General features: G+C 58.7%; 15 protein-coding genes. 12 read left to right on the top strand and 3 right to left on the bottom strand.

The genetic code is table 11. From position 1 onward, the window contains the following. Together FB593_RS17925 and FB593_RS17920 are read right to left on the bottom strand one after the other, a co-directional pair. Positions 1-738 carry a FadR/GntR family transcriptional regulator gene (locus tag FB593_RS17925; protein WP_003517927.1) on the bottom strand — a complete coding sequence of 246 codons (738 nt, stop codon included), beginning with the start codon at positions 736-738 and terminating at the stop codon, positions 1-3. A 134-nt stretch (positions 739-872) separates the two neighbouring features. Continuing rightward, positions 873-1,670: an NAD-dependent epimerase/dehydratase family protein gene (locus FB593_RS17920; protein WP_111827748.1), complete on the bottom strand. Its 798-nt coding sequence runs from the start codon at positions 1,668-1,670 to the stop codon at positions 873-875. A gap of 175 nt (positions 1,671-1,845) precedes the next feature. On the opposite strand from FB593_RS17920, the gene kduI reads away from it, so the two are divergent. From kduI to FB593_RS17880, 8 genes are all read left to right on the top strand, one after another. Further along, positions 1,846-2,670 (top strand): 5-dehydro-4-deoxy-D-glucuronate isomerase, encoded by an 825-nt coding sequence (kduI, locus tag FB593_RS17915; protein WP_003517924.1) that lies wholly within the window; start codon positions 1,846-1,848, stop codon positions 2,668-2,670. Next, positions 2,667-3,410, top strand: coding sequence for a 2-dehydro-3-deoxy-D-gluconate 5-dehydrogenase KduD (gene kduD / locus FB593_RS17910; protein WP_013761417.1), 744 nt, complete (start codon positions 2,667-2,669; stop codon positions 3,408-3,410). Before kduI ends, kduD begins: the two co-directional genes overlap by 4 nt. A 113-nt stretch (positions 3,411-3,523) precedes the next feature. Further along, entirely contained in the window at positions 3,524-4,435 is a 912-nt protein-coding gene (gene kdgD, locus FB593_RS17905; protein WP_111801512.1) for a 5-dehydro-4-deoxyglucarate dehydratase, read from the top strand. 24 nt (positions 4,436-4,459) lie between these two features. After that, complete coding sequence (locus tag FB593_RS17900; protein WP_111789101.1) at positions 4,460-5,596, top strand: D-galactarolactone cycloisomerase; 1,137 nt, start codon at positions 4,460-4,462, stop codon at positions 5,594-5,596. Then, a complete protein-coding gene (locus FB593_RS17895; protein WP_111803009.1) occupies positions 5,593-6,471 on the top strand; it encodes an amidohydrolase family protein in 879 nt (292 codons plus the stop codon). Before FB593_RS17900 ends, FB593_RS17895 begins: the two co-directional genes overlap by 4 nt. 146 nt (positions 6,472-6,617) lie before the next feature. Then, entirely contained in the window at positions 6,618-7,595 is a 978-nt protein-coding gene (locus FB593_RS17890) for a TRAP transporter substrate-binding protein (RefSeq protein WP_003517915.1), read from the top strand. A gap of 77 nt (positions 7,596-7,672) precedes the next feature. Next, a complete protein-coding gene (locus FB593_RS17885; RefSeq protein ID WP_013761414.1) occupies positions 7,673-8,194 on the top strand; it encodes a TRAP transporter small permease in 522 nt (173 codons plus the stop codon). Next, positions 8,195-9,475: a TRAP transporter large permease gene (locus FB593_RS17880; protein WP_003517912.1), complete on the top strand. Its 1,281-nt coding sequence runs from the start codon at positions 8,195-8,197 to the stop codon at positions 9,473-9,475. Positions 9,476-9,504: 29 nt separating this feature from the next. On the opposite strand, the gene FB593_RS17875 is transcribed toward FB593_RS17880, so the two are convergent. After that, a complete protein-coding gene (locus FB593_RS17875) occupies positions 9,505-10,431 on the bottom strand; it encodes an AraC family transcriptional regulator (protein WP_111803007.1) in 927 nt (308 codons plus the stop codon). Positions 10,432-10,642: 211 nt separating this feature from the next. Here FB593_RS17875 and FB593_RS17870 point away from each other — a divergent pair, with 211 nt between their 5' ends. Genes FB593_RS17870 through FB593_RS17855 form a run of 4 tightly spaced genes read left to right on the top strand, consistent with a single transcriptional unit; the run spans position 10,643 to position 14,825 of the window. Continuing rightward, a complete protein-coding gene (locus tag FB593_RS17870; protein WP_003517909.1) occupies positions 10,643-11,524 on the top strand; it encodes a carbohydrate ABC transporter permease in 882 nt (293 codons plus the stop codon). A 4-nt stretch (positions 11,525-11,528) separates the two neighbouring features. Continuing rightward, entirely contained in the window at positions 11,529-12,413 is an 885-nt protein-coding gene (locus FB593_RS17865; RefSeq protein WP_111803006.1) for a carbohydrate ABC transporter permease, read from the top strand. Positions 12,414-12,415: 2 nt separating this feature from the next. After that, positions 12,416-13,516, top strand: a complete 1,101-nt coding sequence (locus FB593_RS17860; RefSeq protein WP_111803005.1) for an ABC transporter ATP-binding protein — start codon at positions 12,416-12,418, stop codon at positions 13,514-13,516. A gap of 43 nt (positions 13,517-13,559) precedes the next feature. After that, complete coding sequence (locus FB593_RS17855; RefSeq protein ID WP_111803004.1) at positions 13,560-14,825, top strand: ABC transporter substrate-binding protein; 1,266 nt, start codon at positions 13,560-13,562, stop codon at positions 14,823-14,825. Positions 14,826-14,875: the final 50 nt, after the last annotated feature.

Raw genomic sequence — 14,875 nt, 5'->3', positions numbered from 1 at the left:
TCAGCGCGGCGCGCGCAGCATGGCGCGGTAACGCGTCTGGCTGCTTTTCAGGTGATGGCGCATGGCGCTTCTTGCCGCCTCTTCGTCGCCGTCCTGTATAGCAATCAGGATCGCTTCGTGCTCACCGACAAGCCGGTTGAGGTCAGCGGGTGAAAGCACGGTTTCCTTGCCGTTTTCGGCAACGGCGCGGCGCGGAATGAGCGTGGGGCCAAGCACCTGTAGAAACTCGCTGAAGCGCGGATTGTTGGTTGCGTCGGCAACGGCCAGGTGAAAAGCGAAGTCGGCCTCTGCTGTCGGAATGCCCTTGGCGGCGCTGGCGCGGAAGGCATCGAAGGCTTCGATGATTTTCTCCTCCTGCGCCGGGGAGCGGCGAACGGCCGCAAGACCGGCGGCATCACCTTCCACGGCGGTGCGCAGTTCGAGCATTTCGATCAGGGACGAGACGCGGGCAAGATCGACATTATGGAACGGCCGTCGCTCGACAGGCGCTGGCTCCAGCACGAAGACGCCCGCACCCTGACGCGGCTCGACCAGCCCGTCGGACCTCAGTGAGGCGATGGCCTCGCGCACCACGGTGCGGCTTACGCCGAATTCCTGCGTCATCTGCGCTTCGGAAGGCAGGCGCTCGCCTGTCTTATAACGGCCCTTGGCGATCTGGCTGCGGAGCTCCTCGGAAACCTTCACCACAAGCGTCTTGGCTTGCGGAGCTGCCGGTTCGGAGGTTATCGCTTTTGTCATTGTCATCGCCGTTCTAAAAAAGGGTGCAGGTTAGCGTCCGGTATTCCTCGATACGTCATTCGCGGTCCGGCTTGCAATCCCGCTGCACGCGCAGGAAAGACCGGTTATCATGCCTGTCGGTCCCGAATGGCATTTCAAGTCGCCTTGAAGATCGGATTGTCGATGAAAACGCCGCCCTGAAAACGCGCCACCGCATCTTTAGGGTCTGGTTGCGGTGTTGTCTCGGCAATGTGCTGCCGGAAAGTCTCGGCGTTGTCCTTCGGTTTCCAGCCAAGCCAGCCGAGGTGGGAATTGTCCCACCAGCCCGCGTCATTGGCCGATGCGCCCCAGACGACCGGGCAGCCGAGCACCGGCGCGCGGAAAACCGCCTCGATCAGCGATACGAAATCATCCTGCGAAAACCAGGTCGACAACATGCGGTGATTTTGCGGTTCCGGCGTGCAGGAGCCGATGCGGACCAGCGCCGTTTCCTGGCCGAATTTTTCGAAATACATGCGGGCGAGGCTTTCGCCGAAACATTTGGACACGCCGTAAAGACCGTCCGGCCGGAAGGGAACGTCGGGGCCAAGCCGCTCTGTCTGGGAATAATAACCGATCGTGTGATTGGAGCTGGCGAAGACGATTCGCGGCTGCCCATGGGCGCGGGCCGCCTCATAGAGGTTATAAAGCCCGATGATATTACCGTGAAGGATCTGCTCGAAAGGCCGCTCCACCGATATGCCGCCAAGATGGACAATGCCGTCACAATCGGCGACCATCGCATCGACGGCGCTGGCGTCGGCCAGATCGCATTGCACGCATTCCTCGTTCGGCCCGGCAGGATCGAGCGGCGAAAGATCGGCAAGACGCAATATGTCGGCCATAGGTGCGAGGCGCTTGCGCATGACGCGGCCGAGCTGGCCAGCCGCACCGGTAACAAGAAGCCGTTTCATTGCAATTCTCCCTAAACGAATGGACTGCGGATCATCGAGGCTGCAGGAAACCCCGTTCAACGTCTCCGGCGTGGTCGAGATATCCAGGTTCCTCTTGACCTTGTCATACAGATCGTACAAAAAGCGGATAACATATATTATGTCCTATACGCAACAATCATGAAGGATGAGTTTGATGCTGACCGTCGAAACAAGGCAGGCCGTCAACCCGGAATATGCAAAAACGCTCGATACCGATGGGCTTCGCAAGCATTTCCTCGCCAACGACATGTTCCGTTCCGGCGAAATCAGGCTGATCTATACCCATTACGACCGTTTCGTCATGGGCGGCGCGGTGCCTGATGGTGCCCCGCTGATGCTGGACAAGGTCGAGGAAACCAAGACGCCGTCGTTCCTTGACAGGCGCGAGATGGGCATCGTCAATATCGGCGACACCGGCACGGTCAACGCTGGTGGCGAGACGTATACGCTCAATCGTGGCGACGTTCTGTATCTCGGTGCGGGAAGCGGTGCGGTGACCTTCGATGGCGCGGGCCGGTTCTACATCACTTCATGCCCGGCGCATCGCAGCCTGCCGGCAAAGCTCGTCAGCCTTGCCGACAGCAAGGAGGTCAAGCTTGGTGCGACCGAGACCTCCAACAAGCGCACAATCAACCAGTTCATCCACCCACTCGTCATGGAAAGCTGCCAGCTGGTGCTCGGCTATACGACGCTGGAGGACGGCTCCGTCTGGAACACCATTCCGTCGCATATTCATGATCGCCGCATGGAGGCCTATCTCTATTTCGGCATGGATGAAAAGTCGCGCGTTCTGCACCTGATGGGTGAGCCGCAGGAAACGCGGCATCTCTTCATTTCCAACGAAGAGGGTGCCATTTCTCCGCCCTGGTCGATCCATTCCGGCGCTGGCATCGGCTCTTACACGTTCATCTGGGCCATGGCTGGAGACAATGTCGATTATACCGACATGGACTTCATCCAGCCGGGGGATCTGAAATGAAAAATCCCTTTTCGCTTCAAGGGCGTAAGGCGCTGGTGACGGGTGCCAATACAGGGCTTGGTCAAGCAATCGCCGTCGGCCTCGCCGCGGCCGGCGCGGAAGTTGTCTGCGCCGCCCGCCGCGCGCCGGACGAGACGCTGGACATGATCGCGAAGAATGGCGGCAAGGCCGCCGCATTGTCGATTGATTTTGCCGATCCACTCGCCGCCAGGGACAGCTTTGCCGACGCCGGTTTCGATATTCTCGTCAACAATGCCGGCATCATTCGCCGCGCCGATTCCGTGGAGTTTTCAGAGCTCGACTGGGATGAGGTGATGGACGTCAATCTCAAGGCGCTGTTTTTCACCACGCAGGCCTTCGCCAAGGAATTGCTGGCGAAAGGTCGTCCGGGCAAGGTAGTCAATATCGCCTCGCTACTGTCGTTTCAGGGCGGCATCCGCGTGCCGTCCTATACGGCGGCGAAGCATGGCGTTGCGGGTCTGACCAAGCTTCTGGCAAATGAGTGGGCCGCGAAGGGCATCAACGTCAATGCCATAGCGCCCGGTTACATCGAAACCAACAATACCGAGGCGTTGCGGGCGGATGCTGCCCGCAACAAGGCCATTCTGGAGCGCATCCCGGCAGGCCGCTGGGGGCATTCTGAAGACATCGCCGGGGCGGCGGTTTTCCTCGCCTCGCCGGCGGCCGACTACGTGCATGGCGCCATCCTCAATGTCGATGGTGGCTGGCTGGCGCGCTAGTGCGCGCCGATTTTCAAAATTCATCATATAACTTGTATGATGACTTGTTGACAAATATGCGGCAAGCGGTTTAGGTGGCTTCCAGTCAGTGAACTTGCAGAGGAATACGGATTATGAACCCTGAACAAATCAAGGCGGCGCTTGGCTCCGGCCTGCTCTCCTTCCCGGTAACGCATTTTGATTCCGAGGGTCGTTTTGCGGCCGATAGCTACAGGGCGCATGTCGAATGGCTTGCCGGTTACAAGGCGCCGGTGCTGTTTGCCGCGGGCGGTACGGGCGAGTTCTTCTCGCTGAAGCCGGATGAAATCCCTGCTATCGTTTCGGCTGCCAAGGAAGTGGCCGGTGAAACGGCAATCGTTTCCGGCTGCGGCTACGGCACCGAGGTTGCGGTCGATATTGCACGCTCGGTGGAAAAAGTCGGTGCTGATGGCATCCTGCTTCTGCCGCATTACCTCATTGATGCGCCGCAGGAAGGCCTTTACGCGCACATCAAGAAAATATGCCAGTCGGTCGGCATCGGCGTCATGGTTTATAACCGCGACAATTCGGTGCTTCAGGCGGATACGCTGGCGCGTCTCTGCGATGAGTGCCCGAACCTCGTCGGCTTCAAGGACGGCACCGGTGATATCGGTCTCGTTCGCCAGATCACCGCCAAGATGGGTGACCGCCTGATGTATCTCGGCGGCATGCCGACGGCGGAACTGTTTGCCGAAGCCTATCTCGGCGCCGGTTTCACCACCTATTCCTCGGCCGTCTTCAACTTCGTGCCGGGCCTTGCCAACGAGTTCTATGCGGCGCTGCGGGCCGGCGAGCGCGCCACCTGCGAACGCATCCTGACGGAATTCTTCTATCCGTTCATGGCGATCCGCAATCGCGCCAAGGGTTACGCTGTCTCCGCCATCAAGGCTGGCGTTCGCCTGCAGGGCTTTGATGCGGGTCCGGTGCGCTCGCCGCTGAAGGATCTGACGAATGAGGAAATCGGCATGCTCGATGCCCTGATCGGCACGCACAAGCGCAAGGTGTGATCAAGGTATAGCGGGAGGGGAACGATGAAGATCACAGCGGTGCGCACGCATCTGCTCGAACATCGGCTGGCCACGCCGTTTGAAAGCGCATCCATGCGCTTTGATCGGCGTGCCCATGTTCTGGTCGAAATCGAATGCGATGACGGGACCGTCGGCTGGGGCGAATGCCTCGGTCCGGCGCGACCGAACGCCGCCGTGGTTCAGGCCTATTCCGGTTGGCTTATTGGCCAGGATCCCCGCCAGACCGAAAAGATCTGGGCTGTGCTTTACAATGCCCTGCGCGACCAGGGCCAGCGCGGCCTCAGCATTACCGCCCTGTCCGGTATCGATATCGCGCTGTGGGATATCAAGGGAAAGCATTACGGCACCTCCATCTCCATGCTGCTCGGCGGGCGCTGGCGCGAAAGCGTGCGCGCCTATGCCACCGGCAGCTTCAAGCGTGATGGGGTCGACCGCATCTCCGACAATGCCAATGAGATGGCGGAGCGCCGTGCAGAGGGTTTTCACGCCTGCAAGATCAAGATCGGTTTCGGCATCGAGGAGGATCTTGCGGTCATTGCCGCCGTGCGCGAAGCGATCGGGCCGGATATGCGGCTGATGATCGACGCCAATCACGGCTATACCGTTACCGAAGCCATCGCGCTCGGCAATCGTGCGGCTGAATACGGCATCGACTGGTTCGAGGAGCCGGTGGTTCCGGAGCAGCTCGATGCCTATGCTCGCGTGCGGGCGGGCCAACCAATCCCGGTTGCGGGAGGCGAGACCTGGCACGGGCGTTACGGCATGTGGCAGGCGCTTTCCGCCGGTGCCGTGGATATTCTCCAGCCCGACCTCTGCGGCTGCGGCGGCTTTTCCGAAACGCAGAAGATTGCCACGCTTGCCACGCTGCACGGCGTACGCATTGTACCGCATGTGTGGGGCACGGGCGTGCAGATCGCCGCTGCCCTGCAATTCATGGCCGCGATGGTGCCCGATCCGGTGCGGGTAAACCCCGTCGAGCCGATCATGGAATTCGATCGGACGCATAATCCGTTCCGTCAGGCCGTGCTGCAACAGCCGATAGAGGCGGTGAACGGTGTCGTCGCCATTCCCGATGGTCCCGGTCTCGGCATCGAGATCAACCGCGACGCACTCGTTGAATTCAGGATGCCACAGCCATGAGCGAACTTGTCAGAAAACTAAGCGGGACACCGCCGCAGCCAGCGTTCCCAAAAGGGGCGGTCGATACTCAGATGCATATGTATCTGCCCGGTTATCCAGCCTTGCCGGGTGGGCCGGGCCTGCCGCCGGGTGCGCTGCCGGGGCCTGAGGATTATCGCCAGCTCATGCAATGGCTTGGCATCGACCGCGTCATCATCACCCAGGGCAACGCCCAACAGCGAGATAACGGCAACACGCTGGCCTGCGTGGCAGAAATGGGCGAGGCAGCCCGCGCGGTGGTGATTATCGATGAGAACACGACTGAAAAGGACATGGAAAGACTTGCCGCTGCCGGTGCCGTGGGCGCCCGTATCATGGATTTGCCGGGCGGCGCGGTGAACCTATCGGAACTGGAAGCGGTGGATCAGCGTGCCCATGCGGCCGACTGGATGGTGGCGGTTCAGTTCGACGGCAATGGGCTTCTCGATCATCTGCCGCGTCTTGAAAGAATCCGTTCGCGCTGGGTCTTCGACCACCATGGAAAATTCTTCAGGGGTATCGACACGGATGGCCCGGAGATGGCGGCACTTTTGAAGCTCATCGATCGCGGCAATCTCTGGTTCAAGTTTGCCGGTGTTTATGAAAGTTCGCGCGACGCCTGGCCCTATGAAGATGTTGCGGCCTTTTCGCGCCGTATCGCTGCCCATGCGCCGGAGCGGATCGTCTGGGGGACGAACTGGCCGCACAATTCGGTCCGCGAGACGGCTGCCTATCCGGATGATGCCCGCCTTGCGGAGCTCACACTCGGCTGGCTGCCGGACGATGCGGCCCGTCACCGAGCGCTGGTGGAAAATCCAGAAGCCCTGTTCAAGCTGCCGCCACTCAAGGCGGTGTAGTTTCAATTCGGGATAGTTGGGGAAAGGGAGGTCCCCATCATCCTTTGCAGATGAAAGGTCTTTGCATGCCGGCCCGGATGGGCGTGAAAAATTCGGTCCGTTAGCCTTGGAGGGGTGGGGCCGTTGTTACAACGGAGGAGGAAGAAATGAAAAAGATTGCAAGCATGATGTGCATCGCGATGGGGATCGCGCTGTCAGGCGTTTCCGCCAAGGCGCAGGAAATCACCCTGCGCTCGGCCGATATTCATCCCGACGGTTATCCGACGGTTGAAGCCGTGAAATATATGGGCGAACTTCTGTCGGAACGCTCCAATGGCCGCATCAAGGTGCAGGTCATGAACAATTCGGTTCTCGGCGGTGAAAAGGATACCATCGAGCAGACCCGCTTCGGCGTCATCGACATGAACCGCGTCAACGCTGCGCCTTTCAACAATCTCGTCAAGGAAACCACCGTTCTCGGCCTGCCTTTCCTGTTCCGTTCGACGGAACACATGCACAATACCGTAGACGGCCCGATCGGCGATGAGGTTCTGGCAGCTTTCGAACCGCACGGCCTAATCGGTCTTGCCTTTTACGATTCCGGTGCGCGTTCCTTCTACACAACCAAGAAGCCCATCGAAAAACTGGCGGACCTGAAGGGCCTCAAAATCCGCGTGCAGCAATCGGATCTGTGGATATCGATGATGCAGGCGTTTGGCGCCAACCCTACGCCGATGCCGATGGGCGAGGTTTACTCCTCGCTTGAAACAGGCGTTGTCGATGGTGCGGAAAACAATTGGCCGTCCTACGAATCCGCCCGTCACTATGAAGTGGCGAAGAACTATTCGCTGACGGAACATTCCCTCAATCCGGAAATCCTCGTCATCTCCAAGATTTCCTATGACAAGCTGTCGCCGGAAGATCAAAAGCTGCTGCGTCAGGCAGCCAAGGATTCCGTTGGCAAGATGCGTGAATTGTGGAGTGCGCGCGAAAAGGCCTCGGAAGAAAAGGTACGCGCCGGTGGCGCCAACGTCATCAAGGTCAACAAGGAAGAGTTCGCCGCCGCGATGGGGCCGGTCTATGACAAGTTCGTCACCGATCCGAAAATGAAAGACCTCCTTGAGCGGGTAAAAGCCGTCAAGTGACATAGGAAAAACCGGCTCTGGCAACAGGGCCGGTTTTCTTTTGTCGTCATTGGTCTGAGGTTGGAGGAGGAAGGCAAATGCGAAACTTCATGCGGGCGATCCGCCCATTTCTCGGCGCGCTCAGCCGTGCGTCACTTTACATCGCCGGCGTCGGCATGGTCGCCATGACCCTTATCGTCGGCTGGCAGGTGTTTGCCCGTTATATCCTGAATGATTCACCAAGTTGGTCCGAGCCGCTGTCGCTTCACCTTATGTCATGGTTCATCATGCTGGGGGCGGCGGTGGGCGTGCGTGAAAGCGTGCATCTGGGGCTGGATATTCTGCGCTATATGATGCCGCCGCGCATACAGGCGGCGATGGACCTGACCAGTCTGGCACTGATCTTCTTCTTCGGGGTTGGCATGTGCTGGTACGGAACCGTCCTCTCTGCCGGAACATGGACGGCGACGATCCCTGTTCTTGGATGGCCGGGCGGCATGGATTTCTTCCCGCTGATCGGTGGCGGTTTTCTGATCGCGCTGTTTGCAGCCGAACGCTTTATCGATCTCGTCATCGGCGAGGAAATCGCGGCGGATGTGTTTGTGCAGGAGGCCGCGTAAATGGCTTACACAATCCTCTTCGGTGTCTTCACCCTTCTGATGCTGATCGGTACGCCGATTGCGTTCTGCCTCGGCATTGCCTCCTTCGCCACCGTTCTTTATCTCGGCCTGCCGCCCATCGTGGTCTTCCAGCAGATGAACTCCGGCATGAACGTGTTTGCGATGATGGCGATCCCGTTCTTCATCTTCGCGGGTGACCTCATGGTCCGCGGCGGTATAGCCCATCGTCTGATCCGTTTTGCGGCCGGTCTTGTCGGTCATCTGCGCGGCGGTCTGGGGCAGGTCAACATCGTCGCTTCGACATTGTTCGGCGGCATTTCCGGCTCGGCTGTCGCCGACGCCTCGGCCGTTGGTGGCCTGATGATCCCGCAAATGGCCAAGCGCGGTTATGACCGGGATTACGCCGTCAACGTCACTGTCAACGCCGCCATCATCGCGCTGATGATCCCGCCTTCGCACAACATGATCCTTTATTCGATCGCGGCGGGTGGCAATGTTTCGGTGGCCGATCTCTTCACCGCCGGCATCATTCCAGGCCTGCTGCTTGCTGCGGCCCTGATGGTCACCGCCTATATCGTCGCGCGGCGCAAGGGTTACCCGTCCGAGCCGTTTCCCGGCTTTTCGAAGCTGATGTATTATCTTCTGGCGTCCTTTCCCGGCATTCTGTTGATCGGCATCATCTTCGGTGGCGTTCGTTCGGGCATCTTCACCGCGACGGAGAGCTCCTGCATTGCCGTTCTCTACGCCTTCCTTGTTGCCATGCTTGTCTATCGTGAGCTGGACTGGAGCGGTTTCGTGGAAGCGGTGATGGGGGCGGTTCGCACGACAGCGATGGTTCTGCTCGTCATCGGCACGGCTGCATCGTTCGGCTGGTTGATGGCGTTCCTGCAGGTACAGACACTGATGATCGCGACAATCAGCGCGATTTCGGACAATCCGATTATCGTGCTTCTGGTCATCAACGTCATTCTGCTCTTGCTCGGCACTTTCATGGATATGGCACCGATGGTCATCATTTCCACGCCGGTGCTTCTGCCTGTCGTGAAGGCCTTCGGCATCGATCCCGTGCATTTCGGTGTCGTGATGATCCTGAACGCCGGTATCGGTCTCAATACGCCGCCGGTCGGAACGGTGCTCTTCGTGGGATGTGCGGTTGGCGGCATAACGATACGGGAAGCGATGCGAACGATCTGGCCGTTCTTCGGCGCCAGCATAGCCGTGCTACTCGCCGTCACCTATATTCCGTCGCTTTCACTCTGGTTGCCGTCACTTTTCCGGTAGTTCCAAAGCTTTATCGCAAGAAGGCCCCGCTATGCCGGGGCCTTTTGCATTTCGGTGGCAAGCAGCCTCTGCTGTTCGTGCTCGTCAAACGCCATCAGATTGCCGTGCCTGCTGCGGCGTATCCTGTTCATGTGGTCGCGGGGGCTCAACCCCAATGTGCGCTTGAACATCCGCGAAAAATAATAGGGATCTCCATAACCCACTTCTGCCGCCGCAGCCGCAACTGAAAGCCCGGCTTCAAGAAAATGCATGGCACGTTCCATGCGTTTGAATTCCTGATATTTCCTCGGCGTGCGCCCCACCCGTTTCTGGAACTCACGCAGGAAATAGTCGCGATTATAGGGGGCTGCGTCGGTCGCCCTTGCGGCGATTTCAGGGTCGAGCGGAGTGGCGGAAATCATCGTGATCGCTTTCATGACAGCCAGATCCAGGGCTTCGGCACCTTCCGGCTGGAAACTCGGACGGTCGACCCATCCGAGAAATGCATCATCGATAAATGCGATCAGCAACACCATGAACAGGTGATGCTGGCCAAGCGTGACAGAGGAGGGTGGAGCGCTCTGCCGATAGTGGCGCACCAGCGGCTCAAGCAGCGGCCAGCGGCTCAGCGAAAGTTTCGGCTTGAGGTCCATCTGCGCGACAAGGTTGTGGCGACCGTAAATATCCAGCGTGAAATGCTGTGCCACTCCCCGATAGGTGACGGCCTGTTCATTCCAGCCGATAAAATGCTGCCCCCTGAAAATCAGCATGGCGTCGCCAGGCTCCAGCACCCGTGCTTCACCGTCCACGAGATAATGCCCGCGACCCTCCAGGCAGATAATGAGATCGTCCACCTGATTGGATTTGTCGATCTGCCAGGTGCGGGAGTGCTCCATCTTGATCGTGGCGCGCGTGAGATTAAGCGTGAGCGCCGCAGGCGGAACGGACGAGAGAATACCACCTTCGATTTCGTCCATCTTTTTCCTCGTCTTTGTTAATTCACCTTGGCTCGGAAATTTGGTTTTGTCACCTCACAAACTGCTAATGCGCGCCGTATCAATGAGGGAGGAGATCGGCTGCGGCGAGAAATCGCGCCACCATGCGCCCGCCGTCAGCCGTTCCGGGAGAATCACTTGCACGAAATTGTATTCTGTTATCCGCGCCTTTCCGGGGTGGGGGAGGAGCGTCATGAAATCTAATCGCTTCCTCGGGCTGGGATATCTGACGCCCTACATCATCGGACTTCTGGTTTTCACGGCGATCCCGTTTCTGGGTTCCCTGTATCTCAGCTTCACCCGCTACGACCTGATGAGTGACCCCACATGGGCGGGACTGGCCAATTACGAGCGGCTCTTCACCCGTGATCGCACGTTCATGAAATCCCTGAACGTCACCCTGTTTTATGTGTTTCTGACGGTGCCGTTGAAGCTTGCCTTCGCGCTGTTCATCGCGGCGATACTCAATTACAAGCTGCAATTCATCAATTTTTTCCGCACCGCCTTTTACGTTCCGTCCATCCTCGGCGGTTCGATCGCGATTGCGGTGCTGTGGCGTTACATCTTCGCCAGCGAAGGGCTGGCCAACATGGCGCTGGCGGCAATCGGCTTGTCGCCGGTCGACTGGTTTGGCGATCCCGCCAATGCGCTTTTTACAATTACGCTGCTGCGCTGCTGGCAGTTCGGTTCGGCCATGGTGATCTTTCTCGCCGCGCTGCAATCCATCGACAAGTCGCTTTATGAGGCAGCGGCAATCGACGGCGCAGGCAAGGTAAAGACGTTCTTTTTCATCACCCTGCCGCTTCTGACGCCGGTCATCTTTTTCAACCTGATCATGCAGATGGTTCAGGCATTCCAGGAGTTTAACGGGCCTTACATCATCACCCAGGGCGGGCCGTTGAAGTCTACCTATCTGCTGCCTCTCTATATTTACGATGAGGCTTTCAAGAAGTTCAACATGGGCTATGCCTCCGCCATCGCCTGGGTTCTTTTCACCATCATCACCGTGCTGACCCTCGTGGCCTTCTGGTCCTCGAAAAAATGGGTCTATTACGCCGGCGACAAGCGGAATTGATGCCATGACCGATATCGCAACCTTATACGACATGCAGGCCGCCCGCCGGGCAAGGCTCCGGCTGTTATCGACCTCTGTCCGGTACACGCTGCTGTTCGCGGTCGGCTTCATCATGCTCTATCCGCTGATCTGGCTGGTCGGCGCAAGCTTCAAGACCAATTCCGAGATTTTTTCCGGTGCAGGTTTCATTCCTGAGACGCCAACACTGGACGGTTACATCCGCGGCTGGGAGACTTCCACGCCCTACACCTTCGGCCGGTTTTTCTGGAATTCGTTCCTGATCATCCTGCCGAAGGTCATCGGAACGGCGGTTTCCTGCACCATGGCGGCCTATGCCTTTGCGCGCTTCGATTTTCCGCTGAAGAAAATCCTGTTTGGCTCTGTCATCGCCATCCTGCTTTTGCCCAATGTCGTAACCCGCATTCCGCAATATATCCTGTTCCGTGACCTCGGCTGGCTGGATAGTTTCCTGCCGCTATGGGTTCCCTCGGCACTAGCCGGTGATGCCTTCTTCGTCTTCATGCTTGTGCAGTTCCTGCGCTCGCTGCCCTCGGATATGGAGGAAGCCGCCCGTGTGGATGGCGCCAACAGTCTGCAGACGCTGGTCTACATCGTGGTGCCGATGCTGGCGCCGGCGCTGATCTCGGTCTGCCTTTTCCAGTTCATGTGGACGATGAACGACTTTCTGGGACCGCTGATCTACCTGTCCTCGGTCGATAAATATCCGGTGAGCCTGGCGCTCAAACTCTCCATCGACACCACCGAAGCCTTCGAATGGAACCGCATCCTGGCGATGTCGGTGCTGACGATCGCGCCTGCGCTCGTCGTGTTTTTCGCGGCGCAACGGTATTTCATTGAAGGGATCTCGTCTGGCGGGGTCAAGGGCTGAAAATGGCAAGCGTTCAACTTAAAAATCTCGAAAAAGTCTATGGCGGCAGCTTCAAGGCCGTGCACGGCATCAATCTCGAAATCGAGGACGGCGAGTTCATGGTCTTCGTCGGCCCGTCCGGCTGCGCCAAATCCACCACGCTGCGCATGGTGGCGGGGCTGGAGGAAATCACCGGCGGTGAAATCCTCATCGGAGATCAGCGCGTCAACGACCTGCCGCCCGGCAAGCGCTCCATTGCCATGGTGTTCCAGAACTATGCGCTCTATCCGCATATGAAGGTGCGCGGCAATCTTGCTTTCGGCCTCAAGATTGCCGGTGTTGCCAAGCCCGAGATCGAGAAGGCAATCGACAATGTCGCGCGCATTCTCGAAATCGAGCCCTTGCTGGATCGCCTGCCGAAACAGCTTTCCGGCGGGCAGGCGCAACGTGTTGCTTTGGGCCGTGCCCTCATCAAGAAGCCGGGCGTGTTCCTGTTCGATGAGCCCCTTTCGAATCTCGATGCGAAGCTGCGCGCTTCCATGCGTGTGCGCATTACCGGTCTGCATCGCCAGCTGAAGGCGGAGGGCCTGTCTTCGACCGTCGTCTACGTGACGCACGATCAGACGGAAGCCATGACCATGGGCGACCGTATCTGCGTCATGCAGGCCGGGCGCATCATGCAGGTCGCCACGCCGAAGGAACTCTACAACCGGCCCGCCAATCTGTTCGTCGCCGGTTTCATTGGCATGCCGGAAATGAACCTTGTGGATGTGGCGATCGACGGGGCGGAGTTCGTCATCGGCGGGCAACGTCTTCCGATAGGCGACCATCTGGAAAAGCGGCTTTCAGCCAGACCTACGGACGCTGTCATCGGCATCCGTCCGCAGCATCTTTCGCTTGCCGGTGAGGCCGATGGGCCGGCGCTGCAGGCGAAACTGACCAACGCCGAATTCATGGGGCACGAGGTCTATCTGCATGCCGATCTGGGCGGACAGAAGCTCGTGAGCGTGGTGGGAGCAGCCGAATTCGAGGCGCTTGGGCGCGACGGCATTCTGCGACTGAAACCGGACCCCGAGAAGCTGCATATTTTCGACAAGGCCGATGGCCGAAATGTCTCGCTGTGAGGAGGGGACGAGCGTGCCTGATTTTTCGAGGAGGAGAATAACAATGAAGATGACGAGAACAATGGCGATGCTGGCCGGTGCTGCCTATCTGGCCACGGTGGCTGCGCCTGCGGCGGGTGCCGCGGAACTGCGTATGTCGTGGTGGGGCGGCGAAAGCCGTCATGTCGCCACTCAGAAGGCGATTGCCGCCTGCGGTGAAAAATACAGCCACACGGTCAAAGGTGAGTTTACCGGCTTCGATGGATATCTGGAAAAACTGACCACGCAAATGGCAGGCAAGACGGAGGCTGATATCGTTCAGGTGAACTGGCCATGGCTGCCGCTGTTTTCCAAGAATGGTGAAGGTTTTGCTGATCTGCGTCAGCTGAAACCTCTCGATCTTTCGCAATGGGCCGAGACGGATCTGGAAGCGGGTTCTATGAACGGGGTGCTTCAGGGCCTTTCAGTCTCCACCACCGGCCGCGTGTTTTTTTTCAACGCCACCACCTTCGAGAAGGCTGGTGTTGAAATCCCCAAAACATGGGATGAATTCTTCGCGGCAACAAAAACCATCAAGGAAAAGCTCGGCAAGGATCATTACACCTTCAACGCCGTAAAGGAGACTGCCCAGCTTCTCGTGACACTCGCCGTGGTGCAGAAAACCGGCAAGGATCTGGTCGACCCCAAGACCAACCGTGTCGCCTGGACGCCGCAGGAACTGGCGGAAGGTATCTCGTTCGTCGGCAAGCTGGTGGAAACCGGCTCCATTCGCTCCCAGAAAGAGGAAGCGGCCGATGGCAACGTCAATCTTTATGAAAAGCCGTCGTGGTCCGAAGGCCGTATCGCTGGTTCCTATGAATGGGATTCCACCTATTCGAAATATGCCGATCCCCTGAAGGATGGGCAGGTGCTGAAACCCGTGCCGATGCTGAAGCTCGCCGATGCCGTAACGGAAGGCGTTTATCGCAAGCCTTCCATGGTCTTTTCTATCTCGAAAAACTCGAAGAACCCTGAAGCGGCAGCGCAAATCCTGAACTGCCTGCTGAACGAGCCTGAGGGCATCGATGCGCTTGGCACGTCTCGCGGCCTGCCTGCTTCCAAGGCTGCGGCGCAGCGTCTGGGCGACAAGGGTGAGCCGGAAGTGCGCGCCGCCAACGCCATCGTCATGGCGGCATCTGGACCGGTAGTTTCGCCCTTCAACGAACATCCGGAAATCCGCTCCGGCTTCATCGATACGCTGGAGGAATATGCCTATGGCCAGCTGACGGCGGAAGAGGCGGCTGAGCAGATCATCGATACCACCAATGACGTTCTGGCCAAATTCGATTGACGACAATGGCCCGCCGCCCCTGCGGCGGCGGGCTCTTTATCCGGTTGCCG

This window comes from Rhizobium sp. SJZ105 (assembly GCF_007828365.1).
GTDB lineage: Bacteria > Pseudomonadota > Alphaproteobacteria > Rhizobiales > Rhizobiaceae > Agrobacterium > Agrobacterium tumefaciens.
Note: the sequence above shows the minus strand (reverse complement) of the source record. Positions and strands in the feature narration are given on the sequence as shown.

Coding starts and splice junctions, on each gene's coding strand:
- FB593_RS17885 (WP_013761414.1), top strand. CDS start 7,673: ATGCGAAACTTCATGCGGGCGATCCGCCCATTTCTCGGCGCGCTCAGC.
- kdgD (WP_111801512.1), top strand. CDS start 3,524: ATGAACCCTGAACAAATCAAGGCGGCGCTTGGCTCCGGCCTGCTCTCC.
- kduI (WP_003517924.1), top strand. CDS start 1,846: ATGCTGACCGTCGAAACAAGGCAGGCCGTCAACCCGGAATATGCAAAA.
- FB593_RS17860 (WP_111803005.1), top strand. CDS start 12,416: ATGGCAAGCGTTCAACTTAAAAATCTCGAAAAAGTCTATGGCGGCAGC.
- FB593_RS17875 (WP_111803007.1), bottom strand. CDS start 10,431: ATGGACGAAATCGAAGGTGGTATTCTCTCGTCCGTTCCGCCTGCGGCG.
- FB593_RS17870 (WP_003517909.1), top strand. CDS start 10,643: ATGAAATCTAATCGCTTCCTCGGGCTGGGATATCTGACGCCCTACATC.
- FB593_RS17880 (WP_003517912.1), top strand. CDS start 8,195: ATGGCTTACACAATCCTCTTCGGTGTCTTCACCCTTCTGATGCTGATC.
- kduD (WP_013761417.1), top strand. CDS start 2,667: ATGAAAAATCCCTTTTCGCTTCAAGGGCGTAAGGCGCTGGTGACGGGT.
- FB593_RS17925 (WP_003517927.1), bottom strand. CDS start 738: ATGACAAAAGCGATAACCTCCGAACCGGCAGCTCCGCAAGCCAAGACG.
- FB593_RS17895 (WP_111803009.1), top strand. CDS start 5,593: ATGAGCGAACTTGTCAGAAAACTAAGCGGGACACCGCCGCAGCCAGCG.
- FB593_RS17920 (WP_111827748.1), bottom strand. CDS start 1,670: ATGAAACGGCTTCTTGTTACCGGTGCGGCTGGCCAGCTCGGCCGCGTC.
- FB593_RS17855 (WP_111803004.1), top strand. CDS start 13,560: ATGAAGATGACGAGAACAATGGCGATGCTGGCCGGTGCTGCCTATCTG.
- FB593_RS17890 (WP_003517915.1), top strand. CDS start 6,618: ATGAAAAAGATTGCAAGCATGATGTGCATCGCGATGGGGATCGCGCTG.
- FB593_RS17865 (WP_111803006.1), top strand. CDS start 11,529: ATGACCGATATCGCAACCTTATACGACATGCAGGCCGCCCGCCGGGCA.
- FB593_RS17900 (WP_111789101.1), top strand. CDS start 4,460: ATGAAGATCACAGCGGTGCGCACGCATCTGCTCGAACATCGGCTGGCC.